Source organism: Mesorhizobium sp. LCM 4577 (genome assembly GCF_001854795.2).
In the GTDB taxonomy this organism is placed as follows: Bacteria; Pseudomonadota; Alphaproteobacteria; order Rhizobiales; family Rhizobiaceae; genus Mesorhizobium; species Mesorhizobium plurifarium.
In genome coordinates, this window is sequence record NZ_MDDU01000024.1 from 66879 (window position 1) to 89278 (window position 22400).

At 63.3% G+C, this 22400-nt stretch carries 34 protein-coding genes; 32 read left to right on the forward strand and 2 right to left on the reverse strand.

All coding sequences use genetic code 11. The features are described from left to right. Positions 1 to 10 precede the first annotated feature (10 nt). Positions 11 to 940, reverse strand: coding sequence for a Gfo/Idh/MocA family protein (locus LCM4577_RS21905; protein ID WP_071030155.1), 930 nt, complete (start codon positions 938 to 940; stop codon positions 11 to 13). A 64-nt stretch (positions 941 to 1004) separates the two neighbouring features. Beyond that, positions 1005 to 1286 (reverse strand): hypothetical protein, encoded by a 282-nt coding sequence (locus LCM4577_RS21910; protein WP_040983044.1) that lies wholly within the window; start codon positions 1284 to 1286, stop codon positions 1005 to 1007. Between the two features lie 461 nt (positions 1287 to 1747). Between LCM4577_RS21910 and rpsL the strand changes: the two genes are divergently transcribed. The 32 genes from rpsL to LCM4577_RS22070 all read left to right on the forward strand — a co-directional run bounded on the left by rpsL (position 1748) and on the right by LCM4577_RS22070 (position 22385). Continuing rightward, on the forward strand, positions 1748 to 2119 hold the full coding sequence (rpsL, locus tag LCM4577_RS21915) for a 30S ribosomal protein S12 (protein ID WP_006202128.1): 372 nt from the start codon (positions 1748 to 1750) through the stop codon (positions 2117 to 2119). Positions 2120 to 2128: 9 nt separating this feature from the next. Continuing rightward, complete coding sequence (gene rpsG, locus LCM4577_RS21920; protein WP_008875664.1) at positions 2129 to 2599, forward strand: 30S ribosomal protein S7; 471 nt, start codon at positions 2129 to 2131, stop codon at positions 2597 to 2599. Positions 2600 to 2629: 30 nt separating this feature from the next. Beyond that, complete coding sequence (gene fusA / locus LCM4577_RS21925; protein ID WP_040983041.1) at positions 2630 to 4720, forward strand: elongation factor G; 2091 nt, start codon at positions 2630 to 2632, stop codon at positions 4718 to 4720. 65 nt (positions 4721 to 4785) lie between these two features. Further along, the gene (gene tuf / locus LCM4577_RS21930) at positions 4786 to 5961 is read left to right on the forward strand and encodes an elongation factor Tu (RefSeq protein WP_040983039.1); all 1176 of its coding nucleotides are present in this window, start codon (positions 4786 to 4788) and stop codon (positions 5959 to 5961) included. Positions 5962 to 6029: 68 nt separating this feature from the next. Next, positions 6030 to 6338: a 30S ribosomal protein S10 gene (rpsJ, locus tag LCM4577_RS21935; RefSeq protein WP_006205468.1), complete on the forward strand. Its 309-nt coding sequence runs from the start codon at positions 6030 to 6032 to the stop codon at positions 6336 to 6338. 61 nt (positions 6339 to 6399) lie between these two features. Continuing rightward, positions 6400 to 7116, forward strand: coding sequence for a 50S ribosomal protein L3 (rplC, locus tag LCM4577_RS21940; RefSeq protein ID WP_071073403.1), 717 nt, complete (start codon positions 6400 to 6402; stop codon positions 7114 to 7116). Then, complete coding sequence (gene rplD / locus LCM4577_RS21945) at positions 7116 to 7736, forward strand: 50S ribosomal protein L4 (protein WP_040983035.1); 621 nt, start codon at positions 7116 to 7118, stop codon at positions 7734 to 7736. Before rplC ends, rplD begins: the two co-directional genes overlap by 1 nt. Next, positions 7733 to 8026 (forward strand): 50S ribosomal protein L23, encoded by a 294-nt coding sequence (locus LCM4577_RS21950; protein WP_040983033.1) that lies wholly within the window; start codon positions 7733 to 7735, stop codon positions 8024 to 8026. The genes rplD and LCM4577_RS21950 overlap by 4 nt, the downstream gene beginning before the upstream one ends. A gap of 22 nt (positions 8027 to 8048) precedes the next feature. Beyond that, a complete protein-coding gene (gene rplB / locus LCM4577_RS21955) occupies positions 8049 to 8882 on the forward strand; it encodes a 50S ribosomal protein L2 (RefSeq protein ID WP_071073405.1) in 834 nt (277 codons plus the stop codon). A 16-nt stretch (positions 8883 to 8898) separates the two neighbouring features. Further along, the gene (gene rpsS, locus LCM4577_RS21960; protein ID WP_006205463.1) at positions 8899 to 9177 is read left to right on the forward strand and encodes a 30S ribosomal protein S19; all 279 of its coding nucleotides are present in this window, start codon (positions 8899 to 8901) and stop codon (positions 9175 to 9177) included. A gap of 2 nt (positions 9178 to 9179) precedes the next feature. Next, positions 9180 to 9569 (forward strand): 50S ribosomal protein L22, encoded by a 390-nt coding sequence (gene rplV / locus LCM4577_RS21965; RefSeq protein ID WP_040983030.1) that lies wholly within the window; start codon positions 9180 to 9182, stop codon positions 9567 to 9569. Then, a complete protein-coding gene (gene rpsC / locus LCM4577_RS21970; protein ID WP_040983028.1) occupies positions 9569 to 10300 on the forward strand; it encodes a 30S ribosomal protein S3 in 732 nt (243 codons plus the stop codon). Before rplV ends, rpsC begins: the two co-directional genes overlap by 1 nt. A gap of 27 nt (positions 10301 to 10327) precedes the next feature. Beyond that, positions 10328 to 10741 (forward strand): 50S ribosomal protein L16, encoded by a 414-nt coding sequence (gene rplP / locus LCM4577_RS21975; protein WP_027170364.1) that lies wholly within the window; start codon positions 10328 to 10330, stop codon positions 10739 to 10741. A 13-nt stretch (positions 10742 to 10754) separates the two neighbouring features. Beyond that, the gene (gene rpmC / locus LCM4577_RS21980; protein ID WP_040983026.1) at positions 10755 to 10955 is read left to right on the forward strand and encodes a 50S ribosomal protein L29; all 201 of its coding nucleotides are present in this window, start codon (positions 10755 to 10757) and stop codon (positions 10953 to 10955) included. Positions 10956 to 10966: 11 nt separating this feature from the next. Continuing rightward, complete coding sequence (rpsQ, locus tag LCM4577_RS21985) at positions 10967 to 11206, forward strand: 30S ribosomal protein S17 (RefSeq protein ID WP_023675136.1); 240 nt, start codon at positions 10967 to 10969, stop codon at positions 11204 to 11206. A gap of 83 nt (positions 11207 to 11289) precedes the next feature. Further along, entirely contained in the window at positions 11290 to 11658 is a 369-nt protein-coding gene (gene rplN / locus LCM4577_RS21990) for a 50S ribosomal protein L14 (RefSeq protein ID WP_006205457.1), read from the forward strand. A gap of 12 nt (positions 11659 to 11670) precedes the next feature. Then, a complete protein-coding gene (gene rplX / locus LCM4577_RS21995; protein ID WP_040983021.1) occupies positions 11671 to 11985 on the forward strand; it encodes a 50S ribosomal protein L24 in 315 nt (104 codons plus the stop codon). Then, positions 11978 to 12556 carry a 50S ribosomal protein L5 gene (gene rplE / locus LCM4577_RS22000; protein WP_052457750.1) on the forward strand — a complete coding sequence of 193 codons (579 nt, stop codon included), beginning with the start codon at positions 11978 to 11980 and terminating at the stop codon, positions 12554 to 12556. The genes rplX and rplE overlap by 8 nt, the downstream gene beginning before the upstream one ends. A 26-nt stretch (positions 12557 to 12582) precedes the next feature. Beyond that, a complete protein-coding gene (gene rpsN, locus LCM4577_RS22005; RefSeq protein ID WP_040983019.1) occupies positions 12583 to 12888 on the forward strand; it encodes a 30S ribosomal protein S14 in 306 nt (101 codons plus the stop codon). 12 nt (positions 12889 to 12900) lie between these two features. Beyond that, positions 12901 to 13299 (forward strand): 30S ribosomal protein S8, encoded by a 399-nt coding sequence (gene rpsH, locus LCM4577_RS22010; RefSeq protein WP_040983017.1) that lies wholly within the window; start codon positions 12901 to 12903, stop codon positions 13297 to 13299. A 90-nt stretch (positions 13300 to 13389) separates the two neighbouring features. Next, the gene (gene rplF, locus LCM4577_RS22015; protein WP_040983015.1) at positions 13390 to 13923 is read left to right on the forward strand and encodes a 50S ribosomal protein L6; all 534 of its coding nucleotides are present in this window, start codon (positions 13390 to 13392) and stop codon (positions 13921 to 13923) included. A 138-nt stretch (positions 13924 to 14061) separates the two neighbouring features. Continuing rightward, positions 14062 to 14421, forward strand: coding sequence for a 50S ribosomal protein L18 (gene rplR, locus LCM4577_RS22020; RefSeq protein ID WP_041006791.1), 360 nt, complete (start codon positions 14062 to 14064; stop codon positions 14419 to 14421). 76 nt (positions 14422 to 14497) lie between these two features. After that, a complete protein-coding gene (gene rpsE / locus LCM4577_RS22025) occupies positions 14498 to 15067 on the forward strand; it encodes a 30S ribosomal protein S5 (RefSeq protein ID WP_027046810.1) in 570 nt (189 codons plus the stop codon). A 25-nt stretch (positions 15068 to 15092) separates the two neighbouring features. After that, positions 15093 to 15290, forward strand: a complete 198-nt coding sequence (gene rpmD / locus LCM4577_RS22030; protein ID WP_027170355.1) for a 50S ribosomal protein L30 — start codon at positions 15093 to 15095, stop codon at positions 15288 to 15290. 22 nt (positions 15291 to 15312) lie between these two features. Continuing rightward, complete coding sequence (rplO, locus tag LCM4577_RS22035) at positions 15313 to 15786, forward strand: 50S ribosomal protein L15 (protein WP_071073406.1); 474 nt, start codon at positions 15313 to 15315, stop codon at positions 15784 to 15786. A gap of 254 nt (positions 15787 to 16040) precedes the next feature. After that, a complete protein-coding gene (secY, locus tag LCM4577_RS22040) occupies positions 16041 to 17381 on the forward strand; it encodes a preprotein translocase subunit SecY (protein ID WP_040983006.1) in 1341 nt (446 codons plus the stop codon). Beyond that, a complete protein-coding gene (locus LCM4577_RS22045) occupies positions 17378 to 17968 on the forward strand; it encodes an adenylate kinase (protein ID WP_040983004.1) in 591 nt (196 codons plus the stop codon). The genes secY and LCM4577_RS22045 overlap by 4 nt, the downstream gene beginning before the upstream one ends. 210 nt (positions 17969 to 18178) lie before the next feature. Next, positions 18179 to 18547, forward strand: a complete 369-nt coding sequence (gene rpsM, locus LCM4577_RS22050; protein WP_027170351.1) for a 30S ribosomal protein S13 — start codon at positions 18179 to 18181, stop codon at positions 18545 to 18547. Positions 18548 to 18671: 124 nt separating this feature from the next. After that, positions 18672 to 19061: a 30S ribosomal protein S11 gene (gene rpsK / locus LCM4577_RS22055; RefSeq protein ID WP_006205444.1), complete on the forward strand. Its 390-nt coding sequence runs from the start codon at positions 18672 to 18674 to the stop codon at positions 19059 to 19061. Between the two features lie 97 nt (positions 19062 to 19158). Beyond that, positions 19159 to 20169, forward strand: coding sequence for a DNA-directed RNA polymerase subunit alpha (locus LCM4577_RS22060; protein WP_040983001.1), 1011 nt, complete (start codon positions 19159 to 19161; stop codon positions 20167 to 20169). A 104-nt stretch (positions 20170 to 20273) separates the two neighbouring features. Then, the gene (gene rplQ / locus LCM4577_RS22065) at positions 20274 to 20705 is read left to right on the forward strand and encodes a 50S ribosomal protein L17 (protein WP_040982999.1); all 432 of its coding nucleotides are present in this window, start codon (positions 20274 to 20276) and stop codon (positions 20703 to 20705) included. 192 nt (positions 20706 to 20897) lie between these two features. After that, complete coding sequence (locus tag LCM4577_RS22070; RefSeq protein ID WP_071073408.1) at positions 20898 to 22385, forward strand: DegQ family serine endoprotease; 1488 nt, start codon at positions 20898 to 20900, stop codon at positions 22383 to 22385. The last annotated feature ends 15 nt before the right edge of the window (positions 22386 to 22400 follow it).

Sequence of the window (22400 nt, forward strand, 5' to 3'; positions counted from 1 at the left end):
TACCGCGGTCTCAGTCGAAAAACGCCTCGACCACGTTGCGCTTGCCCAGCATGAAAGCATCGGCAACATGCTGCAGCGGCGCGAGGTCGACGTCCGAAGCTCCGGCGCGAACGATCTCGGCGAAGCGCTTGTAAAGCATCGGATATTCGGCTTCCGGCTCGTCATGGATGATGTTGCCGTCAACGGCGAGCTTCGCGCCGCCGCCTGACAGCACCATCTTGCCCTTGTCGGTCTCGGCCAGGATGTCCCAGCTCTGCGGGCCGGTCTGCAGCCAGTCGAGCTCCATCGTCACCGGCAGGCCGTTGGACGTGCGGAAGGCGACATGCGCCGCGACCGGCGCCGCGCGATTCTCCGGAAAATCGAGGACGGCCGAGGTGATGAACATCGGCGGCAGGATGTGGGTGGCGATCGACAGCGCGTTGATGCCCGGATCGAACACGCCGAAGCCGCCCGGTTCCCAGATCCATTCCTGGTTCGGGTGCCAGCGGCGCACGTCTTCCTTCCAGTTGATGGCGGCCGAAGTCAGCCTGGCCGAGGCGAGGAAAGCGCGCGCGGCTTCGACCGCCGGCGCGTAGCGGGAGTGCCAGCTGGCGAAGAGCGAGACGCCGTTCTTTTCGGCAAGCGCCTTAAGGTGCTCGACTTCGCTCACCGTCGCGCCCGGTGGCTTTTCGAGGAACACATGCTTCTTCGCTTCCAGCGCGGTGCGTGCGGCGTCGTAACGGAACTGCGGCGGCATGCAGAGCGAGACCGCCTCGAGGCCGGGTTCGGCCGCAAGCATTGTTTCGATATTGGGATAGTTGGCAATGCCGTCGACCTTGCCGTGGCGGCTGGCCGCGGCGATGAGCTGATAATTGCCGTCCTTGGCGATCGCCGGCAAATGCTGGTCGCGAACGATCTTTCCCACGCCGACGATGCCGAGCTTGATTGCGTTGCTGGTCATGGGAGCTCCGGAGAGAAGAGTGCTGGCTTTAGGTTGTCGGGAAGGCCGTTACGCCGGTGCGGTATCAGAACGGCTCGTCGAAGGTAACGATCGAGACCTCGCCTTCGAGCGCGCCCTGATAGGCCGACAGATGCGGCTCCTCGTCGGGCTCGCCCTCCATGTCGCCGATCTGGTCGAGCTCTGCCTCCGCGAATCCTTCCGCGGCGAGCGATTCGAGCGCGCGCCGCACGGCAGAATCATCGTCGGGCGCCACCAGCATCACGTGCACGCCCTCCGGCTTGCCGCCTTTCTTGCGCCAGACCCGTCCGGTGATGATGGTGACCGGCCGTTCCTCATTGTCGTTCACGGGTTGATTCCTCATTTTCCGGCAGATAGTCCGGTTCAAGCCGCCTTTTGGCACGAAGCAAGCCCGGAAGACAGCCGCAAGCCGGTCACTTTCTTCCTCGCTCTTGAAAAAAGGCGCAATAAAATTACATGCGTTTTGCGCATGGCTGCCAAGCCCCGAATTGACCGCAATATTTGCCGTTGCGGGGTTGACGGGCAATGACCTTACGAGTAGAAGCCGCCACGTCAGAACCGATGTGAGACCAGCCTTTCCGAGGCGACACGCTTTGGAGTTTGTCTCAAACAGGGTTCGTTTTACGAGCGAAAAGACATTTCCGGCGCGCATGAAGCGGCTTCCGCTTCCTCTGCAATTTGTTCGGGCAGGACCGCGAGCCGCGGTGTGTTGCCCGAATTTGCGTATGGAAATGACGCTTTGAGCGGCCCTGACAGGGCAGACACGGAATTGAGAGACAAGAGGGTTTAATGCCTACCGTCAACCAGCTGATCCGCAAGCCGCGCCTGGCGCCGGTGAAGCGCAACAAGGTCCCGGCCATGCAGCAGAACCCGCAGAAGCGGGGCGTCTGCACGCGCGTCTACACGACGACGCCGAAGAAGCCGAACTCGGCGCTGCGCAAGGTGGCCAAGATTCGCCTGACCAACGGTTTTGAAGTGATCGGCTACATCCCCGGCGAAGGTCACAACCTTCAGGAACACTCGGTGGTCATGATCCGCGGCGGTCGCGTCAAGGATCTGCCGGGCGTCCGCTACCACATCATCCGCGGCGTGCTCGACACGCAGGGTGTGAAGAACCGCAAGCAGCGTCGTTCGAAATACGGCGCCAAGCGTCCGAAGTAAGGGTTTCCCATGTCCCGTCGTCACAGTGCAGAAAAGCGTGAGATCAATCCGGACCCCAAGTTCGGCGATCTGATCGTCACCAAGTTCATGAACGCCGTCATGTATGATGGCAAGAAATCGGTTGCCGAGACCATCGTCTATGGCGCGCTGGACCAGGTCCAGTCCAAGACCAAGCAGGAGCCGGTCACCGTCTTCCACCAGGCGCTCGACAATGTCGCGCCGCATGTGGAAGTGCGCTCGCGTCGCGTCGGTGGCGCCACCTACCAGGTTCCGGTCGACGTGCGCCCCGAGCGCCGCCAGGCGCTGGCCATCCGCTGGCTGATCGCCGCGGCCCGCAACCGCAACGAGACCACCATGGTCGATCGCCTCTCGGGCGAGCTGATGGACGCGGCCAATAACCGCGGCACGGCCGTCAAGAAGCGTGAAGACACCCACAAGATGGCAGAAGCCAACCGCGCCTTCGCGCACTACCGCTGGTAAAGCGCGAACGAGACTGAGAGGCAACCTCCCATGGCCCGCGAATACAAAATCGAAGACTACCGCAATTTCGGTATCATGGCGCATATCGACGCCGGCAAGACGACGACGACCGAGCGCGTCCTGTATTACACGGGCAAGTCGCACAAGATCGGCGAAGTCCATGACGGCGCAGCCACCATGGACTGGATGGAGCAGGAGCAGGAACGCGGCATCACCATCACGTCCGCCGCGACCACGACCTTCTGGAAGGGTCGTGACGGCAAGATGCGCCGCTTCAACATCATCGACACCCCCGGACACGTCGACTTCACCATCGAGGTCGAGCGTTCGCTGCGCGTGCTCGACGGCGCCATCGCGCTGCTCGACGCCAACGCCGGTGTCGAGCCACAGACCGAGACCGTGTGGCGCCAGGCCGACAAGTACCACGTGCCGCGCATGATCTTCTGCAACAAGATGGACAAGATCGGCGCCGACTTCTACCGCTCGGAGGAAATGATCGGTTCGCGCCTCGGCGCGCAGGCTGTCGTCATGCAGCTGCCGATCGGCGCCGAGACCGAGTTCAAGGGCGTCGTCGACCTCGTCGAGATGAACGCGCTCGTCTGGCGCGATGAGACGCTCGGCGCTGCCTGGGACGTCGTCGAGATCCCAGCYGACCTCAAGGCGAAGGCCGAGCAGTACCGCGAGAAGATGATCGAAGCGGCTGTCGAGATGGACGAGACGGCGCTCGAGAACTACCTCGAAGGCAAGATGCCGTCGAATGACGAGATCCGCGCGCTGATCCGCAAGGGCACCATCGCGGTCAAGTTCTTCCCGATGTTCTGCGGTTCGGCCTTCAAGAACAAGGGCGTGCAGCCGCTGCTCGACGCCGTCGTCGAATACCTGCCGTCGCCGATCGACGTGCCGGCCATCAAGGGCGTCGACGCCAAGACCGACGCCGAGATCGAGCGTCATGCCGACGACAACGAGCCGCTGTCGATGCTGGCGTTCAAGATCATGAACGATCCGTTCGTCGGTTCGCTGACCTTCGCCCGCATCTATTCGGGCAAGCTCACCAAGGGCACCTCGCTCGACAACACGGTGAAGGGCAAGAAGGAGCGCATCGGCCGCATGCTGCAGATGCATGCGAATTCGCGCGCCGACATCGAGGAAGCCTATGCCGGCGACATCGTCGCTCTGGCTGGCCTGAAGGACACGACCACCGGCGACACGCTCTGCGATCCGCTGCACCCGGTCATTCTCGAGCGCATGGAGTTCCCCGATCCGGTCATCCAGATCGCCATCGAGCCGAAGACCAAGAACGACCAGGAGAAGATGGGCCTCGCGCTGCATCGCCTGGCGGCTGAGGATCCGTCCTTCCGCGTCAAGACCGACGAGGAAAGCGGCCAGACCATCATCGCCGGCATGGGCGAGCTGCATCTCGACATCATCGTCGACCGCATGCGCCGCGAGTTCAAGGTCGAAGCCAATGTCGGCGCGCCGCAGGTGGCCTATCGCGAGACGATCACCCGCACGCACGAGCAGGACTACACGCACAAGAAGCAGACCGGTGGTACCGGCCAGTTCGCCCGCGTCAAGATCCTGTTCGAGCCGAACACCGAGAGCGAAGAGTTCGTGTTCGAGTCCAAGATCGTCGGCGGTGCGGTTCCGAAGGAATACATCCCCGGCGTCGAGAAGGGCATCAACAGCGTCATGGGTTCCGGCCCGTTCGCTGGCTTCCCGATGATCGGCGTCAAGGCGACCCTCATCGACGGCGCCTTCCACGACGTCGACTCCTCGGTGCTGGCGTTCGAAATCGCTTCCCGCGCCTGCTTCAAGGAAGCCGCTCCGCGCCTCGGCGTGCAGTTGCTGGAGCCGATCATGAAGGTCGAGGTCGTGACGCCGGAAGATTACGTCGGGGGCGTCATTGGCGACCTCAACGGCCGTCGTGGCCAGATCCAGGGCCAGGAAGCGCGCGGCGTTGCCGTCGTCATCAACGCGATGGTGCCGCTCGCGAACATGTTCAAGTACGTCGACAATCTGCGTTCGATGTCGCAGGGCCGCGCCCAGTACACGATGCAGTTCGACCACTACGAGCCGGTTCCGACCGCGGTCGCCCAGGAAGTTCAGAAGAAATACGCGTAACTCGAGCGGGTTGCACGAGACCTTAATTCAAGGCCCGCACGGGCAGGCAGGAATGGAGAGATCACATGGCAAAAGGTAAATTCGAGCGCACCAAGCCGCATGTGAACATTGGCACGATCGGTCACGTCGATCATGGCAAGACGTCGCTGACGGCGGCGATCACGAAGTATTTTGGCGAATACAAGCGCTATGACCAGATCGACGCGGCCCCGGAAGAGAAGGCACGCGGCATCACGATCTCGACGGCGCATGTCGAGTATGAGACGGCCAACCGTCACTACGCCCATGTCGACTGCCCCGGCCACGCCGACTATGTGAAGAACATGATCACGGGTGCCGCGCAGATGGACGGCGCGATCCTGGTCGTGTCGGCCGCCGACGGCCCGATGCCGCAGACCCGCGAGCACATCCTGCTTGCCCGCCAGGTCGGCGTGCCCTCGATCGTTGTGTTCTTGAACAAGGTCGACCAGGTCGACGACGCCGAGCTGCTCGAGCTGGTCGAGCTCGAGGTTCGCGAGCTTCTGTCGAAGAACGAGTTCCCCGGCGACGACATTCCGATCGTCAAGGGTTCGGCGCTGGCGGCGCTGGAGGATTCCAACAAGACCATCGGCGAGGACGCCATCCGTGAGCTGATGGCTCAGGTCGACGCCTACATCCCGACGCCTGTTCGTCCGCTGGACAAGCCGTTCCTGATGCCGATCGAGGACGTGTTCTCGATCTCGGGCCGCGGCACGGTGGTGACCGGCCGCGTCGAGCGCGGCGTGGTCAAGGTCGGCGAGGAACTGGAGATCGTCGGCATCCGTCCGACCGCCAAGACGACCTGCACGGGCGTTGAAATGTTCCGCAAGCTGCTCGACCAGGGTCAGGCCGGCGACAACATCGGCGCGCTCTTGCGCGGCATCGACCGCGAGGGTGTCGAGCGCGGCCAGGTTCTGGCCAAGCCGGGTTCGGTGAAGCCGCACAAGAAGTTCGTGGCCGAAGCCTACATCCTGACCAAGGACGAGGGCGGCCGTCACACGCCGTTCTTCACCAACTACCGTCCGCAGTTCTACTTCCGCACGACCGACGTGACGGGCATCGTGACGCTGCCGGCCGGCACCGAGATGGTGATGCCCGGCGACAACATCACCGTCGACGTCGAGCTGATCGTGCCGATCGCGATGGAAGAGAAGCTGCGCTTCGCCATCCGTGAAGGCGGCCGCACCGTCGGTGCCGGCATCGTCGTCACCATCAAGGAATAATTGGACTGAAACGGATCTGTCGCGGGCGCGGGAGCTGCCCGCGCCGCGCCAGAACAAGGAATTGACGCATGAACGGACAGAATATCCGCATCCGCCTTAAGGCGTTTGACCACCGGGTGCTCGACGCCTCGACGCGCGAAATCGTGTCGACCGCCAAGCGCACCGGCGCCAACGTCCGCGGCCCCATTCCGCTGCCGACGCGGATCGAAAAATTCACGGTCAACCGGTCGCCCCACGTCGACAAGAAGAGCCGTGAGCAGTTCGAGATGCGCACGCACAAGCGGCTGCTCGACATTGTCGATCCGACCCCGCAGACGGTCGATGCTTTGATGAAGCTCGATCTGGCGGCCGGTGTCGACGTCGAGATCAAGCTCTAAGGGAATGAGAGCGCGGTAAGGGGCGCTGCCCCTGGCCCGGAACTCTAAAGGAATTGAACCGATGCGTTCAGGTGTGATTGCAAAGAAGGTGGGAATGACCCGCATCTACAACGATGCCGGGGAACACGTTCCCGTCACCGTTCTCCAGATGGAGAACTGCCAGGTCGTGGCCCAGCGCACGCAGGAGAAGAACGGCTACACCGCCGTCCAGCTCGGCGTTGGCCTTGCCAAGGTGAAGAACACGTCGAAGGCGATGCGCGGCCATTTCGCCGCCGCCGCCGTCGAGCCGAAGGCCAAGCTCGCCGAGTTTCGCGTCTCCGCCGACAACATGATCGACGTCGGCGCGGAGCTGACCGTCGAGCATTTCGTCGCCGGCCAGAAGGTCGACGTCACCGGCACCTCGACCGGCAAGGGTTTCCAGGGCGTCATCAAGCGGCACCACATGGGCGGTGGCCGCGCCACGCACGGTAACTCGGTTTCGCACCGTACGCACGGTTCGACCGGTCAGCGCCAGGACCCCGGCAAGGTGTTCAAGGGCAAGAAGATGGCCGGCCACATGGGCGACACCCGCGTGACCACGCAGAATGTCGAGGTCGTGTCGACCGACGCCGACCGCGGCCTGATCCTGATCCGCGGCGCGGTTCCCGGCGTCAAGGGCGCCTGGATCCTGGTTCGCGATGCTGCCAAGGCGGCGCTGCCGGCCAATGCGCCGAAGCCTGCCGCGATCCGTGCCGCTGCCGCCAAGAACGAAGCCCCGGCCACTGAGGGAGCGGAATAATGGACCTCAAGATCACAACGCTCGGCGGCAAGGACGCCGGCAAGGTGAAACTCTCCGAGGAGATTTTCGGCCTTGACCCGCGCGAGGACATCCTGCAGCGCGTCGTGCGCTGGCAGCTCGCCAAGAAGCAGCAGGGCACGCACAAGGCCAAGGGCCGCGCCGAGATCGCGCGCACCGGCGCCAAGATGTACAAGCAGAAGGGTACGGGCCGCGCCCGTCACCACTCGGCTCGCGCTCCGCAGTTCCGCGGCGGCGGCAAGGCGCACGGCCCGGTCGTGCGCAGCCACGAGCACGAGCTGCCGAAGAAGGTGCGCGCGCTTGGCCTCAAGCATGCTCTCTCGGCCAAGGCCAAGAGCGCTTCGCTCATCATCGTCGACGAGCTGAAGCTGGCCGAAGCCAAGACCAAGGCGCTGGCGGCGAACCTCGAGACGCTGGGGCTGACCAACGCCCTGGTGATCGGCGGCGCCGAGCTTGACCAGAACTTCAAGCTGGCCGCGACCAACATTCCCAACATCGACGTGCTGCCCATCCAGGGCATCAACGTCTACGACATTCTGCGCCGCGGCACGCTGGTCCTTTCGAAGGCCGCCGTCGAGGCTCTCGAGGAGCGCTTTAAATGACCGACCTCCGTCACTACGACGTGATCGTCTCGCCGGCGATCACCGAAAAGTCGACCATGGCTTCCGAGCAGAACCAGGTCGTCTTCAACGTCGCCAAGAAGGCGTCGAAGCCGGAAATCAAGGCTGCCGTGGAAGCTCTCTTCGGCGTCAAGGTGACGGCTGTGAACACGCTCGTCCGCAAGGGCAAGATCAAGCGCTTCCGCGGCACGGTTGGCCGCCAGGGCGACGTCAAGAAGGCGGTAGTGACGCTGGCCGACGGCCAGTCGATCGACGTCGCGACGGGTCTCTGAGCAAGGCCGCGAGGACAGGACAATGGCACTTAAGAAATTCAACCCGGTAACGCCGAGCACCCGCCAGCTGGTCATCGTCGACCGTTCGGGCCTCTACAAGGGCAAGCCCGTCAAGGGCTTGACCGAAGGYCTGACCAAGTCGGGCGGCCGCAACAACTACGGCCGCATCACGGCCCGCTTCATCGGCGGCGGTCACAAGCGCTCGTACCGCATCATCGACTTCAAGCGTAAGAAGTACGATGTCGTCGGCACCGTGGAACGTATCGAATACGATCCGAACCGCACCGCCTTCATCGCGCTGATCAAGTATGACGACGGCGAGCTGTCCTACATCCTGGCCCCGCAGCGCCTTGCTGCCGGCGACAAGATCGTGGCCGGCGAAGCGGTCGACGTGAAGCCGGGCAACGCGATGCCGCTCGCCTCGATGCCGGTCGGCACGATCGTCCATAACATCGAGCTGAAGCCGGGCAAGGGCGGTCAGGTCGCCCGTTCGGCTGGCGGTTACGCCCAGCTCGTCGGCCGCGACCAGGGCATGGCGATCCTGCGCCTGAACTCGGGCGAGCAGCGCGTCGTGCACGGTTCCTGCATGGCCACCGTCGGCRCCGTTTCGAATCCCGATCACGGCAACATCAACGACGGCAAGGCCGGTCGCACCGTGTGGCGCGGCAAGCGCCCGCACAATCGCGGCGTGACCATGAACCCGGTCGACCATCCGCATGGCGGCGGCGAAGGCCGCACCTCGGGTGGCCGTCATCCGGTTTCGCCCTGGGGCAAGCCGACCAAGGGCAAGAAGACGCGGTCCAACAAGGCGACCGATAAGTTCATCGTGCGCTCGCGCCATCAGCGCAAGAGCTAAGAAGAGGTAACGCCAAGTGACTCGTTCGATTTGGAAAGGCCCCTTCATCGACGGCTACCTTCTCAAGAAGGTGGACAAGGTTCGTGAAGGCGGTCGCAATGAGGTGATCAAGATGTGGAGCCGTCGCTCCACCATCCTGCCGCAGTTCGTCGGCTTCACCTTCGGTGTCTATAACGGCCAGAAGCACGTCCCGGTCTCGGTGAACGAGGACATGGTCGGCCACAAGTTCGGTGAATTCGCTCCGACCCGGACCTATTACGGTCACGGCGCGGATAAGAAGGCGAAGAGGAAATAATCATGGGCAAGGCCAAAGCTCCGCGCAGGCTTGCTGACAACGAGGCCCGTGCCGTTCTGCGCACGATCCGTATCAGCCCGCAGAAGCTCAACCTGGTTGCCGCGCTGATCCGCGGCAAGAAGGTCGCGACCGCGCTTTCCGACCTCGAATTCTCGGCCAAGCGGATTTCCGGCACGGTCAAGAAGACGCTGGAATCGGCGATCGCCAACGCGGAAAACAACCACGACCTCGACGTCGACGCTCTCATCGTGGCGGAAGCCTATGTCGGCAAGTCGATCGTCATGAAGCGCTTCCACGCTCGTGGTCGCGGTCGCGCCAGCCGTATCGAAAAGCCGTTCTCGCACCTCACGATCGTCGTTCGTGAAGTCGAGGAAACAGGGGAGGCCGCATAATGGGCCAGAAAGTCAATCCGATCGGGCTGCGTCTCGGCATCAACCGCACCTGGGATTCGCGCTGGTTCGCGAACACCGGCGAGTACGGCCAGCTGCTGCATGAGGACCTCAAGATCCGCAAGTATCTCGAGAAGGAGCTCAAGCAGGCCGCGATCTCCAAGGTCGTGATCGAGCGTCCGCACAAGAAGTGCCGCGTCACCATCCACGCCGCGCGTCCGGGCCTCATCATCGGCAAGAAGGGCGCCGACATCGAGAAGCTTCGCAAGAAGCTGACCGAGATGACGAAGTCCGAAACGCACCTCAACATCGTTGAAGTGCGCAAGCCCGAGATCGACGCCACGCTGATCGCCCAGTCGATCGCCCAGCAGCTCGAGCGCCGCATCGCGTTCCGCCGCGCCATGAAGCGCGCCGTTCAGTCGGCCATGCGCCTCGGCGCCGAAGGCATCCGCATCAACTGCTCCGGCCGTCTCGGCGGCGCCGAAATCGCGCGCATGGAGTGGTACCGCGAGGGCCGCGTGCCGCTGCATACGCTGCGCGCCGATGTCGACTACGGCACGGCCGAGGCGAACACCGCCTACGGCATCTGCGGCGTCAAGGTGTGGGTGTTCAAGGGCGAGATCCTCGAGCACGACCCGATGGCTTCGGAGCGCCGTGCCACTGAGGGTGATGCCGCGCATGGCGGTGGCGCCGGTGGTGAGCGTGAACGCGGCCGTCGTCGCGAGAACGCCTGAGACATTTGAGAATTTKGAGTTAGAACGATGCTGCAGCCAAAGCGCACAAAGTTCCGCAAGCAGTTCAAGGGCCGTATCCACGGTACCGCCAAGGGCGGCACCAATCTGGATTTCGGCGGTTTCGGGCTGAAGGCGCTTGAGCCGAACCGCGTCACCGCGCGTGAGATCGAGGCGGCCCGCCGCGCGATCACCCGCGAGATGAAGCGTGCCGGCCGCGTCTGGATCCGGGTGTTCCCGGACCTGCCGGTCACCTCGAAACCGACCGAAGTCCGCATGGGTAAGGGCAAGGGCGCCGTCGACTACTGGGCGGCGCGCGTCAAGCCCGGCCGCATCATGTTCGAGATCGATGGCGTCAGCGAGGAGACCGCGCGTGAGGCGCTGCGTCTCGGCGCCGCCAAGCTCTCGGTCAAGACGCGCTTCGTGCAGCGCATCGCAGAATAAGGGACAGGCGATCATGAAAGCCGAAGACATCCGGACCAAGACCCAGGATCAGCTGACTGACGACCTGGCCGCCCTCAAGAAGGAGCAGTTCAACCTGCGCTTCCAGAAGGCCACCGGCCAGCTCGAGAAGACCGCGCGCGTGAAGCAGGTCCGCAAGGACATCGCGCGCATCAAGACCATCGCCGCGGAAAAAGCCGCGGCCAAGAAGGCTTAAGGACGAGAACCATGCCAAAGCGCATCCTGCAGGGCACCGTCGTCAGCGACAAGAACGAGAAGACGGTCGTGGTCAAGGTCGAGCGTCGCTTCACCCATCCGGTGATGAAGAAGACCGTGCGTATGACCAAGAAGTACAAGGCGCACGACGAGAACAACGCTCACAAGGTCGGCGACCAGGTGTTCATCCAGGAATCGAAGCCGATTTCGAAGGACAAGCGCTGGGTTGTCGTCTCTTCGGATCAGGCTTGATCCGGGCGAACGAACCGAATTTTGGACAGACCGGGGAGGGGTGAAAGCACCCGTCCCGTGAAAAAAGAAGAAGGCGGCCAGTCATGATTCAGATGCAAACAAACCTCGACGTCGCGGACAATTCCGGCGCTCGTCGTGTCATGTGCATCAAGGTGCTGGGCGGCTCGAAGCGGAAGTACGCCTCCGTCGGCGACATCATCGTGGTGTCGATCAAGGAAGCCATTCCGCGCGGCCGCGTTAAGAAGGGCGATGTGATGAAGGCGGTCGTGGTTCGCACGGCCAAGGACATCCGCCGTCCGGACGGCAGCGTGATCCGTTTCGACAAGAACGCGGCCGTTCTCGTCGACAATAAGAAAGAGCCGATCGGCACCCGTATCTTCGGACCGGTTCCGCGCGAGCTGCGCGCCAAGAACCACATGAAGATCATCTCGCTCGCGCCTGAAGTGCTGTAAGGAGCCGGACCAATGCAAAAGATCAGAAAAGGCGACAAGGTCGTCGTGCTTGCCGGCAAGGACAAGGGCCGTTCGGGCGAAGTCCTGTCGGTGCAGCCGAAGGAGGACACCGCGGTCGTCCGCGGCGTGAACCTCATTCGCCGTCACCAGAAGCAGACCCAGTCCCAAGAGGGCGGGATCATCACCAAGGAAGCGCCGATCCACCTGTCGAACATCGCGCTGGCCGACCCCAAGGACGGCAAGCCGACCCGCGTCGGCTTCACCATCCAGAAGGACGGCAAGAAGGTGCGCGTCGCCAAGCGTTCGGGAGAAGTCATCAATGGCTAAGGCTGAAACCAAGCAGGCGGCTGCCAAGAACGAGCCGCGCCTCAAGAAGGTCTATCAGGAGACCATCCGCAAGGCGCTGCAGGAGCAGTTCGGCTACGAGAACGACATGCAGGTTCCGCGCATCGACAAGATCGTGCTGAACATGGGTGTCGGCGAAGCAACCGCCGATTCCAAGAAGCCCTCGGTCGCGGCCGAGGATCTCGCGCTGATCGCCGGCCAGAAGGCCGTCGTCACCCGCTCGCGCAAGTCGATCGCGGGCTTCAAGGTGCGCGAGAACATGCCGATCGGCGCCAAGGTCACGCTGCGCAAGGAACGCATGTACGAGTTCCTCGACCGCCTCGTGAACATCGCGCTGCCGCGCGTTCGCGACTTCCGCGGACTGAACCCGAAGAGCTTTGACGGCCGTGGCAACTACGCCATGGGCATCAAGGAGCACATCGTGTTCCCGGAGATCAACTACGACAAGGTCGATCAGGTCTGGGGCATGGACGTCATCGTTTGTACGACGGCGAAGACGGATGACGAGGCGAGAGCGCTGCTCAAGGCCTTCAACTTCCCCTTCCGCCAGTAACGGCAGCGAAAAAGGAAAAATCTGAAATGGCAAAGACCAGCTCAGTCGAGAAGAACAACCGGCGCCGCAAGCTTGCCGGTCAGTACGCCGCCAAGCGCGCGGCGCTCAAGGCCATCATCATGGATCAGTCCAAGCCGATGGAAGAGCGTTTCCGCGCCCAGTTGAAGCTGTCGGCGCTGCCGCGCAACTCGGCCAAGATCCGCATCCGCAACCGCTGCGAGGTCACGGGCCGTCCGCGCGCCTTTTATCGCAAGCTCAAGCTTTCGCGTATCGCGCTTCGCGATCTGGGCAACACCGGCCAGATCCCTGGCCTGGTCAAGTCGAGCTGGTAAGGAGACACTGAGATGTCATTGAGCGATCCTCTCGGCGATATGCTGACCCGCATCCGCAACGCCTATGGCCGCAAGAAGTCGAGCGTTTCGACTCCGGCCTCGCGTCTGCGCACCCGCGTTCTCGACGTGCTGAAGTCGGAAGGCTATATCCGCGACTACAGCCAGACCGACTTCGAAAACGGCAAGTCGGAAATCGAGATCGAGCTGAAATATTTCGATGGCGCCCCGGTCGTGCGCGAAATCGAGCGCGTCTCGAAGCCCGGCCGCCGCGTCTATGTCTCGGCCAAGTCGATCCCGCAGGTCGCCAACGGCCTCGGCATCGCCATCCTTTCGACGCCGAAGGGCGTCATGGCCGACCATGAAGCGCGCGAGCAGAATGTCGGCGGCGAGATCCTCTGCCAGATCTTCTGATCGGCCAAGAGATTGATGAATGGGCTTCGGTTCTCGGGATCGCGCCCGGGAACTGGAACCTGAAACGAAAGAAGTGACGAGGACAACAAAATGTCTCGTATCGGAAAGAAACCCGTTTCGCTGCCGCAGGGCGTGTCCGCGACCGTCAACGGCCAGACCGTGACGGCGAAGGGCCCGAAGGGCGAGCTGAAGTTCGTGGTGAACGACGAAGTGCTGGTGAAGATGGAGAACAACGAGATTTCCGTCCAGCCGCGCGACCAGACCAAGACCGCCCGCTCCAAGTGGGGCATGTCGCGCACGCAGATCGTCAACATCCTGCAAGGCGTGAAGGACGGCTTCGAGAAGAAGCTCGAGATCACCGGCGTCGGCTATCGCGCCGCCATGCAGGGCAAGAACCTGCAGCTCGCGCTGGGCTTCAGCCACGACGTGGTCTATGAGACGCCGCAGGGCATCACCATTTCGGTGCCGAAGCCGACCGAAATCACGGTCTCGGGCATCGACAAGCAGCAGGTCGGCCAGGTCGCCGCCGAGATCCGCGAATATCGCGGTCCGGAGCCGTACAAGGGCAAGGGCGTGCGTTATGCCGACGAGCGCATCGTGCGCAAGGAAGGCAAGAAGAAGTAATAGGCACGGCCCCGAAAAGTTTCGGACTTTTCGGATAGGGCCAAGCCGCGGAAGTGTAACGCCGCGGGGAGCGGCCGCGGGAGGCTTGGCCTACCGCACAGGGTTGCCCCCGTTTTCTGAAGGCAGGGAATTGACAGTATGAGCACGAAAGAAGCCACTCAGCGCCGCGCGCAGCGCATCCGCCGCCAGATCAAGAAGGTCGCCGGCGCGCGCCCGCGTCTGTCGGTGCATCGCACCTCGAAGAACATCTACGTCCAGGTGATCGACGACGCCAAGGGTCATACCCTGGCCGCCGCCTCGACGCTCGAGAAGGACCTCAAGGGTTCGCTCAAGACCGGCGCCGATACAGCTGCCGCCGCTGCCGTCGGCAAGCTGATCGCCGAGCGCGCCACCAAGGCGGGCGTCAAGGAAGTCGTCTTCGACCGTGGCCCGTACATCTATCATGGCCGCGTCAAGGCGCTGGCCGAGGCTGCCCGCGAAGGCGGCTTGAGCTTCTGATTTTTCGCCGCTGACGACCCAAAGCGGCGTCGGCAAACAGCAACCCGTGCTTCCGGAAAAGAACAAGGACTAGGATATGGCACAGGAACGTAGGGAAGGCGGCCGCGGCCGCGAGCGTGAACGCGAAGAGCGTGACGACGGCATGGTGGACAAGCTCGTCCACATCAACCGCGTCGCCAAGGTGGTGAAGGGCGGCCGTCGTTTCGGCTTTGCCGCTCTCGTCGTCGTCGGCGACCAGAAGGGCCGCGTCGGCTTCGGCCACGGCAAGGCGCGTGAAGTGCCGGAAGCCATCCGCAAGGCGACCGAATCGGCCAAGCGCGACATGATCTTCGTGCCGCTGCGTTCGGGCCGTACGCTGCATCACGACGTCGAGGGCCGTTGGGGCGCCGGACGCGTTCTGCTGCGCGCCGCCAAGCAGGGTACCGGCATCATCGCCGGCGGTCCGATGCGCGCCGTCTTCGAGACGCTGGGCATGCATGACGTGGTCGCCAAGTCGATGGGGTCGTCGAACCCCTACAACATGGTTCGCGCCACCTTCGACGCGCTGAAGAGCCAGATGCATCCGAAGGATGTGGCTGCGGCGCGCGGCATCAAGTACTCGACCCTTCAGGCCCGCCGCGGCACCGCCGTTGCGGCTGAAGAATAGTCGACGCTGACCAGGGATTTCGACCATGGCCAAGAAAGCTACCAAGACCATCACCGTCGAGCAGATCGGCTCCCCGATCCGCCGGCCGAAGGAGCAGCGCGCGACGCTGGTCGGCCTCGGCCTGAACAAGATGCACAAGCGGCGCACGCTGGAAGACACCCCTTCCGTGCGCGGCATGATCGCCGCCGTCCAGCATCTCGTCCGCGTCGTGGACGAGGCGTGAACGGAAGCGCAGGAGAAGAATGATGAAACTCAACGATCTGCGTGACAAGGACGGCGCCACGCATTCCAGGAAGCGCCTCGGTCGCGGCATCGGCTCCGGCTCGGGCAAGACCGCCGGGCGCGGCGTCAAGGGTCAGAAGGCCCGTTCGGGCGTTGCCATCAACGGCTTCGAGGGCGGCCAGATGCCGCTCTACCGGCGCCTGCCGAAGCGCGGCTTCAACAACCTGTTCGGCAAGAGCTTCGCGGTCGTGTCGCTCGCCAAGATCCAGGCTGCGATCGACGCCAAGAAGCTCGACGCCAAGGCGGCCGTGACGGCTGAGGCCCTGGTTGCCRCCGGTGTCATCCGCCGCGCCAAGGACGGCGTGCGCGTGCTGTCCGACGGCGAGCTCAAGGCCAAGCTCTCCTTCGACGTGGCCGGCGCCTCCAAGGCCGCGATCGAGAAGATCGAGAAGGCCGGCGGTTCGGTGAAGCTGCCGGAAGCGGCCACCGCCGAGTAACGGCGATTTGAAGCGCGGCCGATCGGGATGATTTCGCATTTTCCGTCGAACCGCGCTTTGATCTGGTGAATTGGGCGGCCGCGTCAACGCGGCCGCTTGCATGTTTACGGTCCGGAGCTTATCTCGTGAGCTTCGGTGACACGCGCCGCCTGAGCTGCGGGCATCGAGCGTGACATAGAAATCAAAGAAGTAGAGCATGATCTCGTCCGGAAACCGCTCCACACTTTTCGGCATGCTCTAGCGGAGAATCAGGCATGGCTTCGGCTGCTGAACAACTAGCCTCCAATCTGAATTTCGCGGCCTTCGCCAAGGCCGAGGATCTCAAGAAGCGCATCTGGTTCACCATCGGCGCGCTGCTCGTCTACCGCCTCGGCACCTATATCCCGCTTCCCGGCATAAATCCCGACGCTTTCGCCCAAGCCTTCTCCTCGCAGAGCAAGGGCGTGCTCGGCATGTTCAACATGTTCGCCGGCGGCGCCGTGCAGCGCATGGCGATCTTCGCGCTGGGCATCATGCCTTACATCTCCGCCTCCATCATCATGCAGCTGATGACCTCGGTCATCCCGTCGCTGGAATCGCTGAAGAAGGAAGGCGAGCAGGGCCGCAAGATCATCAACCAGTACACGCGCTACGGCACCGTGCTTCTGGCGCTGATCCAGGCCTACGGCATTTCGGTCGGCCTCGAAGGCGGCAACGGCATCGTCAACGATCCCGGCATGTTCTTCCGCATCTCGACCGTCGTCACGCTGGTCGGCGGCACCATGTTCCTGATGTGGCTCGGCGAGCAGATCACGGCGCGCGGCATCGGTAACGGAATTTCGCTGATCATCTTCTCCGGCATCGTCGCCGGCTTGCCGCGGGCGATCTCCGGCACTCTGGAGCTCGGCCGCACCGGCGCGCTGTCGACCGGTCTCATCCTCGCGATCATCGTTCTGGCCATCGTCGTCATCGCGCTGATCGTCTTCTTCGAGCGCGCGCAGCGTCGGCTGCTCATCCAGTATCCGAAGCGCCAGGTCGGCAACCGCATGTTCCAGGGCGATACCTCGCATTTGCCGCTGAAGCTCAACACCTCGGGTGTCATCCCGCCGATCTTCGCGTCCTCGCTGCTGCTTCTGCCGGCGACCGTCGCGGGCTTCTCGCAGACGACCAACTTGCCGGCCTGGGCAAGCACGATCCTGGCCTCGCTCGGCCACGGCCAGCCGCTCTACATGATCTTCTATGCGGGCATGATCGTCTTCTTCGCCTTCTTCTACACGGCGATCGTCTTCAACCCGAAGGACACGGCCGACCAGCTCAAGAAGCATTCCGGCTTCATCCCGGGCTATCGTCCGGGCGAGCGCACCGCCGAATATATCGACTATGTTCTGACGCGTATCACCGTCGTCGGCGCCATCTACCTGGTGCTGGTCTGTCTGCTGCCGGAGTTCCTGATCTCGGCGACTGGCGTACCTTTCTATCTCGGTGGCACATCGCTTCTGATCGTGGTCAGTGTCACGCTCGACACGGTGGCGCAGATTCAGGGCCACCTGATCGCGCACCAGTATGAGGGCCTGATCAAGAAGTCGAAGTTGCGCGGGGGTAAGAGGAGCAGATGAGGCTGATATTGCTTGGGCCGCCAGGAGCGGGCAAGGGGACGCAAGCACAAAGACTGGTAGAAAAACACGGCATCCCCCAGCTCTCGACGGGTGACATGCTGCGTGCCGCCGTCCAGGCCGGAACCGAGGTCGGCAAGCGTGCGAAGGCGGTGATGGATGCCGGTGAGCTGGTCTCGGATGCAATCGTCAACGCCATCGTCGCCGAACGCATCGATCAGCCGGATTGCGCCAAGGGCTTCATCCTCGACGGCTACCCGCGCACGCTGGTGCAGGCCGACGCGGTCGAGGCGATGCTTGCCGAGCGCGGCATTGCGCTCGACACCGTCATCGAGCTTGTCGTCGACGACAAGGCGCTGGTTGGCCGAATCGTAAAACGCGCAGAGGATGCCAAGGCCGCCGGCCAGCCGGTGCGCAAGGACGACAACCCTGCGGTGTTCGAGGAACGCCTGCGCGAATACTACAAAAAGACGGCGCCGCTGACCGGCTACTACTACGCCAAAGGCAAGCTCAAGACCGTCGACGGCATGGCCAGCATCGATGCCGTGACCGCCGAGATCGGCAAAGTGCTCGCGGCCGCGGCGAAGTAGGTCGCGGCGACAATTAAAGATTGCGCTTGACTGGAGTGGGCCGTTGGGGTATGGCGGCCCGTCTTCCTATCAGGCATGGACTTTGCTTGCCCTTGCGGGCAAGGCATCCGCTTTGAACCAGGAAACTCCCGCAAGGGCCGGCCTCCACCGGACGCGGGGCAACTTCGACAGCGCCGGGCATGCCCGGCCCACATGGAGAAAGAGAAGAAAATGGCTCGTATAGCCGGCGTCAACATTCCGACCAACAAGCGCGTCGTCATCGCGCTTCAGTACATTCACGGCATCGGCAAGAAGTTTGCCCAGGAGATCGTCGACAAGGTCGGCATCCCGGCGGACCGCCGCGTCAACCAACTGACCGACGCGGAAGTGCTGCAGATCCGCGAGACGATCGACCGCGACTACCAGGTCGAAGGCGACCTGCGTCGCGAAGTCTCGATGAACATCAAGCGGCTCATGGACCTCGGCTGCTACCGCGGCCTGCGTCACCGCCGCTCGCTGCCGGTCCGCGGCCAGCGCACGCACACCAATGCGCGCACCCGCAAGGGCCCGGCCAAGGCAATCGCCGGCAAGAAGAAGTAATTGAGCGAATAGCGAGTAGTCATTAGCGAGTAGGGTTCTATTCGCTACTCACTACTCCCTGCTCGCTTCCCAAGGTGGAGCCGCTGGCATTACGGCGGTGTAGAGATCAACTGAAAGGACTACCATGGCCAAGGAAGCCGCTCGTGTTCGCCGTCGCGAACGCAAGAACATCTCGTCGGGCGTTGCCCACGTCAATTCGACCTTCAACAACACCATGATCACCATCACCGACGCGCAGGGCAATTCGATTGCCTGGTCGTCGGCCGGCGCCCAGGGCTTCAAGGGTTCGCGCAAATCGACCCCGTTCGCCGCCCAGATGGCCGCAGAGGACGTCGCCAAGAAGGCGCAGGAACACGGCATGCGCATGCTCGAGGTCGAGGTCTGCGGACCCGGCTCCGGTCGTGAATCGGCCCTTCGCGCGCTGCAGGCGGCCGGCTTCACCATCACCTCGATCCGTGACGTGACGCCGATCCCGCACAATGGCTGCCGTCCGCGCAAGAAGCGCCGCGTCTGATTTTTAAGCGCCGCGCGAACGCCACGGCGTTCCTCCGCGGTTTTCCGTGTCGCCCGCCACGATTGGATGGTGGCGGGGCAAAGGAAGGAAGACATTTATGATCCAGAAGAACTGGCAGGAACTGATCAAGCCGAACAAGATCGAGTTCTCGTCGAAGAAGAAGACGCTGACCACGCTGGTGGCCGAGCCGCTCGAACGCGGCTTTGGCCTGACGCTGGGCAACGCGCTGCGGCGCGTGCTTTTGTCTTCGCTGCGCGGCGCGGCTGTGACCGCCGTGCAGATCGACGGCGTGCTGCACGAGTTCTCGTCCATCGCCGGCGTGCGCGAGGACGTGACCGACATCGTGCTCAACATCAAGGAAATCGCCATCCGCATGGAAGGTGATGGTCCCAAGCGTATGGTCGTGCGCAAGCAAGGCCCGGGCGCAGTGCTCGCAGGCGACATCCAGACCGTGGGCGACGTCGAGATCCTCAACCCCGACCACGTCATCTGCACGCTGGACGAGGGCGCCGAGATCCGCATGGAATTCACCGTCGACACCGGCAAGGGCTATGTGCCCGCCGAGCGCAACCGCGCCGAAGACGCGCCGATCGGCCTGATCCCGGTCGACAGCCTCTACTCGCCGGTCAAGAAGGTCTCCTACAAGGTCGAGAACACCCGCGAGGGCCAGGTGCTCGACTATGACAAGCTCACCATGACCATTGAGACCAACGGCTCGATCTCGGGCGAGGACGCGGTCGCGTTCGCAGCCCGCATCCTGCAGGACCAGCTCGCGCTGTTCGTCAATTTCGACGAACCGCAGAAGGAAGTCGCCGCTGAAGCCGTCACCGAGCTCGCCTTTAACCCGGCGCTGCTCAAGAAGGTCGACGAGCTCGAGCTTTCGGTGCGTTCGGCCAACTGCCTGAAGAACGACAACATCGTCTATATCGGCGACCTGATCCAGAAGACCGAAGCCGAGATGCTGCGCACCCCGAACTTCGGCCGCAAGTCGCTGAACGAGATCAAGGAAGTGCTGGCGGCCATGGGCCTCCATCTCGGCATGGAAGTGCCGGACTGGCCGCCGGAAAACATCGAAGACCTCGCCAAGCGTTACGAAGACCAATATTGAGCATGAATTCCAAGGATCGGCGGCGAGAGCCGCTCGATCCGACGGTCATGCGGAAAACCATCAGAGGCCGTGGCCTCTTGAACAACTGAAGAAGGAAAAGAGCCATGCGCCACGGTTTCAAGGGCCGTCGCTTCGCCCGCAGCATCAGCCATCGCAAGTCGATGTTCGCCAACCTCGCCGTGTCTCTGATCGAGCACGAGCAGATCGTCACCACGCTGCCGAAGGCGAAGGACCTGCGTCCGATTGTCGAGAAGCTGGTGACGCTCGGCAAGCGCGGCGACCTGCACGCCCGTCGTCAGGTCATCGCCCAGATCGGCAACGAACCGGTCGTGAAGCGCCTGTTCGACACGATTGCGCCGCGTTATGCGCAGCGCAATGGCGGCTATCTGCGCATCATGAAGGCGGGCTTCCGCAAGGGCGACAACGCCGCCATGGCGGTCATCGAGTTCGTCGATCGCGACACGTCGGCCAAGGGCGCCGCCGACCGCGCCCGTCTCGAGGCTGAAGGCGCCAATGAGGAAGCCGCGGCCGCCTGAGGCCAAGCTTTTTCGTCAATGACTTCAAGGGGCCTACGGGCCCCTTTTTGCATTTGGAAGAGATTTGGGCAGAGCGAGCGGAATTTCACGTCTGGGCTCACGCTTTTGCGCGACAAGTGTCGCATTTGTGTGCATTAGCCTTTCATTCTGCACAATCGTCGGGACAATGGCGCCCGATCTGGAGGATTCGGAATGCACCTCAAACGACTGTTTCTTGTTGCCGCGCTGGCCGTTTTCGCCGCGGCACCGGCCGCAAGACAGGCTTTTGCCGAGAATGCCGCCAAGCCGGCCGATCCGGGCCTCTCCGATGTGCTGACCGATCTGCTGCATGGCGTCGAGGGCGAGAACGGCACGTCCGGGCCCGACAAACGCGTGCCGTTCGGCCGCGAGGAGGTGCAGCTCTCCTTCGCGCCGCTGGTCAAGCAAACGGCCCCGGCCGTCGTCAATGTTTATGCCTCGCAGACCGCCAAGGTGACCTCGCCCTTCGAGGGCGATCCCTTCTTCGAGGAGTTCTTCGGCCGCGCCCAGCCGCGCGCGCAGTCCTCGCTGGGCTCCGGCGTGCTGGTCGATCCGAGCGGCGTCATCGTTACCAACTTCCACGTCATCAAGGACGCCGACGAGGTGAAGGTGGCGACCGCGGACGGACGCGAATTCACCTCCAAGGTCATGCTCAAGGACGAGACGCTCGATCTCGCCGTGCTCAAAATCTCGGCCGACAAGCCGTGCCCGGTGATTGCCATCGGCGATTCCGACGCGCTCGAGGTCGGCGACCTGGTGCTCGCCATCGGCAACCCGTTCGGGGTCGGCCAGACCACCACCAGCGGCATCGTCTCGGCGCTCGCCCGCAGCCACATCGGCGTCTCGGATTCTGGCTATTTCATCCAGACCGATGCGGCCATCAATCCCGGCAATTCGGGCGGCGCGCTGATCAACATGGGCGGCCAATTGGTTGGCATCAACACGGCGATCTACAGCCGCAGCGGCGGCTCGATCGGCATCGGCTTCGCCATTCCCTCCAACATGGTGCGCGCCTTCGCCGACGCCGCCAAGGCCGGCCTCGACTTCTTCGAGCGTCCCTATATCGGCGCCGAGTTCGAAATGGTGACCCCGCAGATCGCCGAATCGCTCGGCATGGAGAAGCCGACCGGCGCGCTGGTGTCGTCGGTTGACGCGGCCGGGCCCGCCGGCAAGGCCGGCCTCAAGCCGGGCGACGTCATCCTGTCGCTCAACAACACGCCGGTCGAAGGCGTCGAGGCGCTCGACTACCGCATGGCGACGCTGTCGATCGGCACCAAGGCGACGTTCGCCGTGCTGAGCAAGGGGCAGCAGGCGACGCTGGAAATCCCGCTGGAGCGTGCGCCCGAAGGCGCCAAGCCCAGCGAGGTCACCCTGCGTGGCCGCAGTCCCTTTTCCGGCGCCAAGGTTGCGGAACTTTCGCCCAGGCTTGCCCAGCGGCTTGGCCTTCGCACCGACCTCAAGGGCGTCACCGTCATTGATATCAGCCGCGATTCGCCGGCCGCCGATTTCGGCTTCCAGCCTGGCGATATCGTGCGCGAGGTGAACGGCACCACCATCGACACCGCGGCGACGCTGGCGCAGGTTGCTCAGCAGGACACGCGCTGGTGGCGCTTTACCGTCGAACGCGGCGGGCAGATACTGCGGCAGGTGTTGCGTTATTGAGGCGGTCTGCCCATC

Excerpts from the sequence above, each read along its gene's own strand:
- LCM4577_RS21905 (WP_071030155.1), bottom strand. The coding sequence starts at position 940 with ATGACCAGCAACGCAATCAAGCTCGGCATCGTCGGCGTGGGAAAGATC.
- rpsL (WP_006202128.1), top strand. The coding sequence starts at position 1,748 with ATGCCTACCGTCAACCAGCTGATCCGCAAGCCGCGCCTGGCGCCGGTG.
- rpsG (WP_008875664.1), top strand. The coding sequence starts at position 2,129 with ATGTCCCGTCGTCACAGTGCAGAAAAGCGTGAGATCAATCCGGACCCC.
- tuf (WP_040983039.1), top strand. The coding sequence starts at position 4,786 with ATGGCAAAAGGTAAATTCGAGCGCACCAAGCCGCATGTGAACATTGGC.
- rpsJ (WP_006205468.1), top strand. The coding sequence starts at position 6,030 with ATGAACGGACAGAATATCCGCATCCGCCTTAAGGCGTTTGACCACCGG.
- rplC (WP_071073403.1), top strand. The coding sequence starts at position 6,400 with ATGCGTTCAGGTGTGATTGCAAAGAAGGTGGGAATGACCCGCATCTAC.
- rplD (WP_040983035.1), top strand. The coding sequence starts at position 7,116 with ATGGACCTCAAGATCACAACGCTCGGCGGCAAGGACGCCGGCAAGGTG.
- LCM4577_RS21950 (WP_040983033.1), top strand. The coding sequence starts at position 7,733 with ATGACCGACCTCCGTCACTACGACGTGATCGTCTCGCCGGCGATCACC.
- rplV (WP_040983030.1), top strand. The coding sequence starts at position 9,180 with ATGGGCAAGGCCAAAGCTCCGCGCAGGCTTGCTGACAACGAGGCCCGT.
- rpsC (WP_040983028.1), top strand. The coding sequence starts at position 9,569 with ATGGGCCAGAAAGTCAATCCGATCGGGCTGCGTCTCGGCATCAACCGC.
- rplP (WP_027170364.1), top strand. The coding sequence starts at position 10,328 with ATGCTGCAGCCAAAGCGCACAAAGTTCCGCAAGCAGTTCAAGGGCCGT.
- rpmC (WP_040983026.1), top strand. The coding sequence starts at position 10,755 with ATGAAAGCCGAAGACATCCGGACCAAGACCCAGGATCAGCTGACTGAC.
- rpsQ (WP_023675136.1), top strand. The coding sequence starts at position 10,967 with ATGCCAAAGCGCATCCTGCAGGGCACCGTCGTCAGCGACAAGAACGAG.
- rplN (WP_006205457.1), top strand. The coding sequence starts at position 11,290 with ATGATTCAGATGCAAACAAACCTCGACGTCGCGGACAATTCCGGCGCT.
- rplX (WP_040983021.1), top strand. The coding sequence starts at position 11,671 with ATGCAAAAGATCAGAAAAGGCGACAAGGTCGTCGTGCTTGCCGGCAAG.
- rplE (WP_052457750.1), top strand. The coding sequence starts at position 11,978 with ATGGCTAAGGCTGAAACCAAGCAGGCGGCTGCCAAGAACGAGCCGCGC.
- rpsN (WP_040983019.1), top strand. The coding sequence starts at position 12,583 with ATGGCAAAGACCAGCTCAGTCGAGAAGAACAACCGGCGCCGCAAGCTT.
- rpsH (WP_040983017.1), top strand. The coding sequence starts at position 12,901 with ATGTCATTGAGCGATCCTCTCGGCGATATGCTGACCCGCATCCGCAAC.
- rplF (WP_040983015.1), top strand. The coding sequence starts at position 13,390 with ATGTCTCGTATCGGAAAGAAACCCGTTTCGCTGCCGCAGGGCGTGTCC.
- rplR (WP_041006791.1), top strand. The coding sequence starts at position 14,062 with ATGAGCACGAAAGAAGCCACTCAGCGCCGCGCGCAGCGCATCCGCCGC.
- rpsE (WP_027046810.1), top strand. The coding sequence starts at position 14,498 with ATGGCACAGGAACGTAGGGAAGGCGGCCGCGGCCGCGAGCGTGAACGC.
- rpmD (WP_027170355.1), top strand. The coding sequence starts at position 15,093 with ATGGCCAAGAAAGCTACCAAGACCATCACCGTCGAGCAGATCGGCTCC.
- secY (WP_040983006.1), top strand. The coding sequence starts at position 16,041 with ATGGCTTCGGCTGCTGAACAACTAGCCTCCAATCTGAATTTCGCGGCC.
- LCM4577_RS22045 (WP_040983004.1), top strand. The coding sequence starts at position 17,378 with ATGAGGCTGATATTGCTTGGGCCGCCAGGAGCGGGCAAGGGGACGCAA.
- rpsM (WP_027170351.1), top strand. The coding sequence starts at position 18,179 with ATGGCTCGTATAGCCGGCGTCAACATTCCGACCAACAAGCGCGTCGTC.
- rpsK (WP_006205444.1), top strand. The coding sequence starts at position 18,672 with ATGGCCAAGGAAGCCGCTCGTGTTCGCCGTCGCGAACGCAAGAACATC.
- LCM4577_RS22060 (WP_040983001.1), top strand. The coding sequence starts at position 19,159 with ATGATCCAGAAGAACTGGCAGGAACTGATCAAGCCGAACAAGATCGAG.
- rplQ (WP_040982999.1), top strand. The coding sequence starts at position 20,274 with ATGCGCCACGGTTTCAAGGGCCGTCGCTTCGCCCGCAGCATCAGCCAT.
- LCM4577_RS22070 (WP_071073408.1), top strand. The coding sequence starts at position 20,898 with ATGCACCTCAAACGACTGTTTCTTGTTGCCGCGCTGGCCGTTTTCGCC.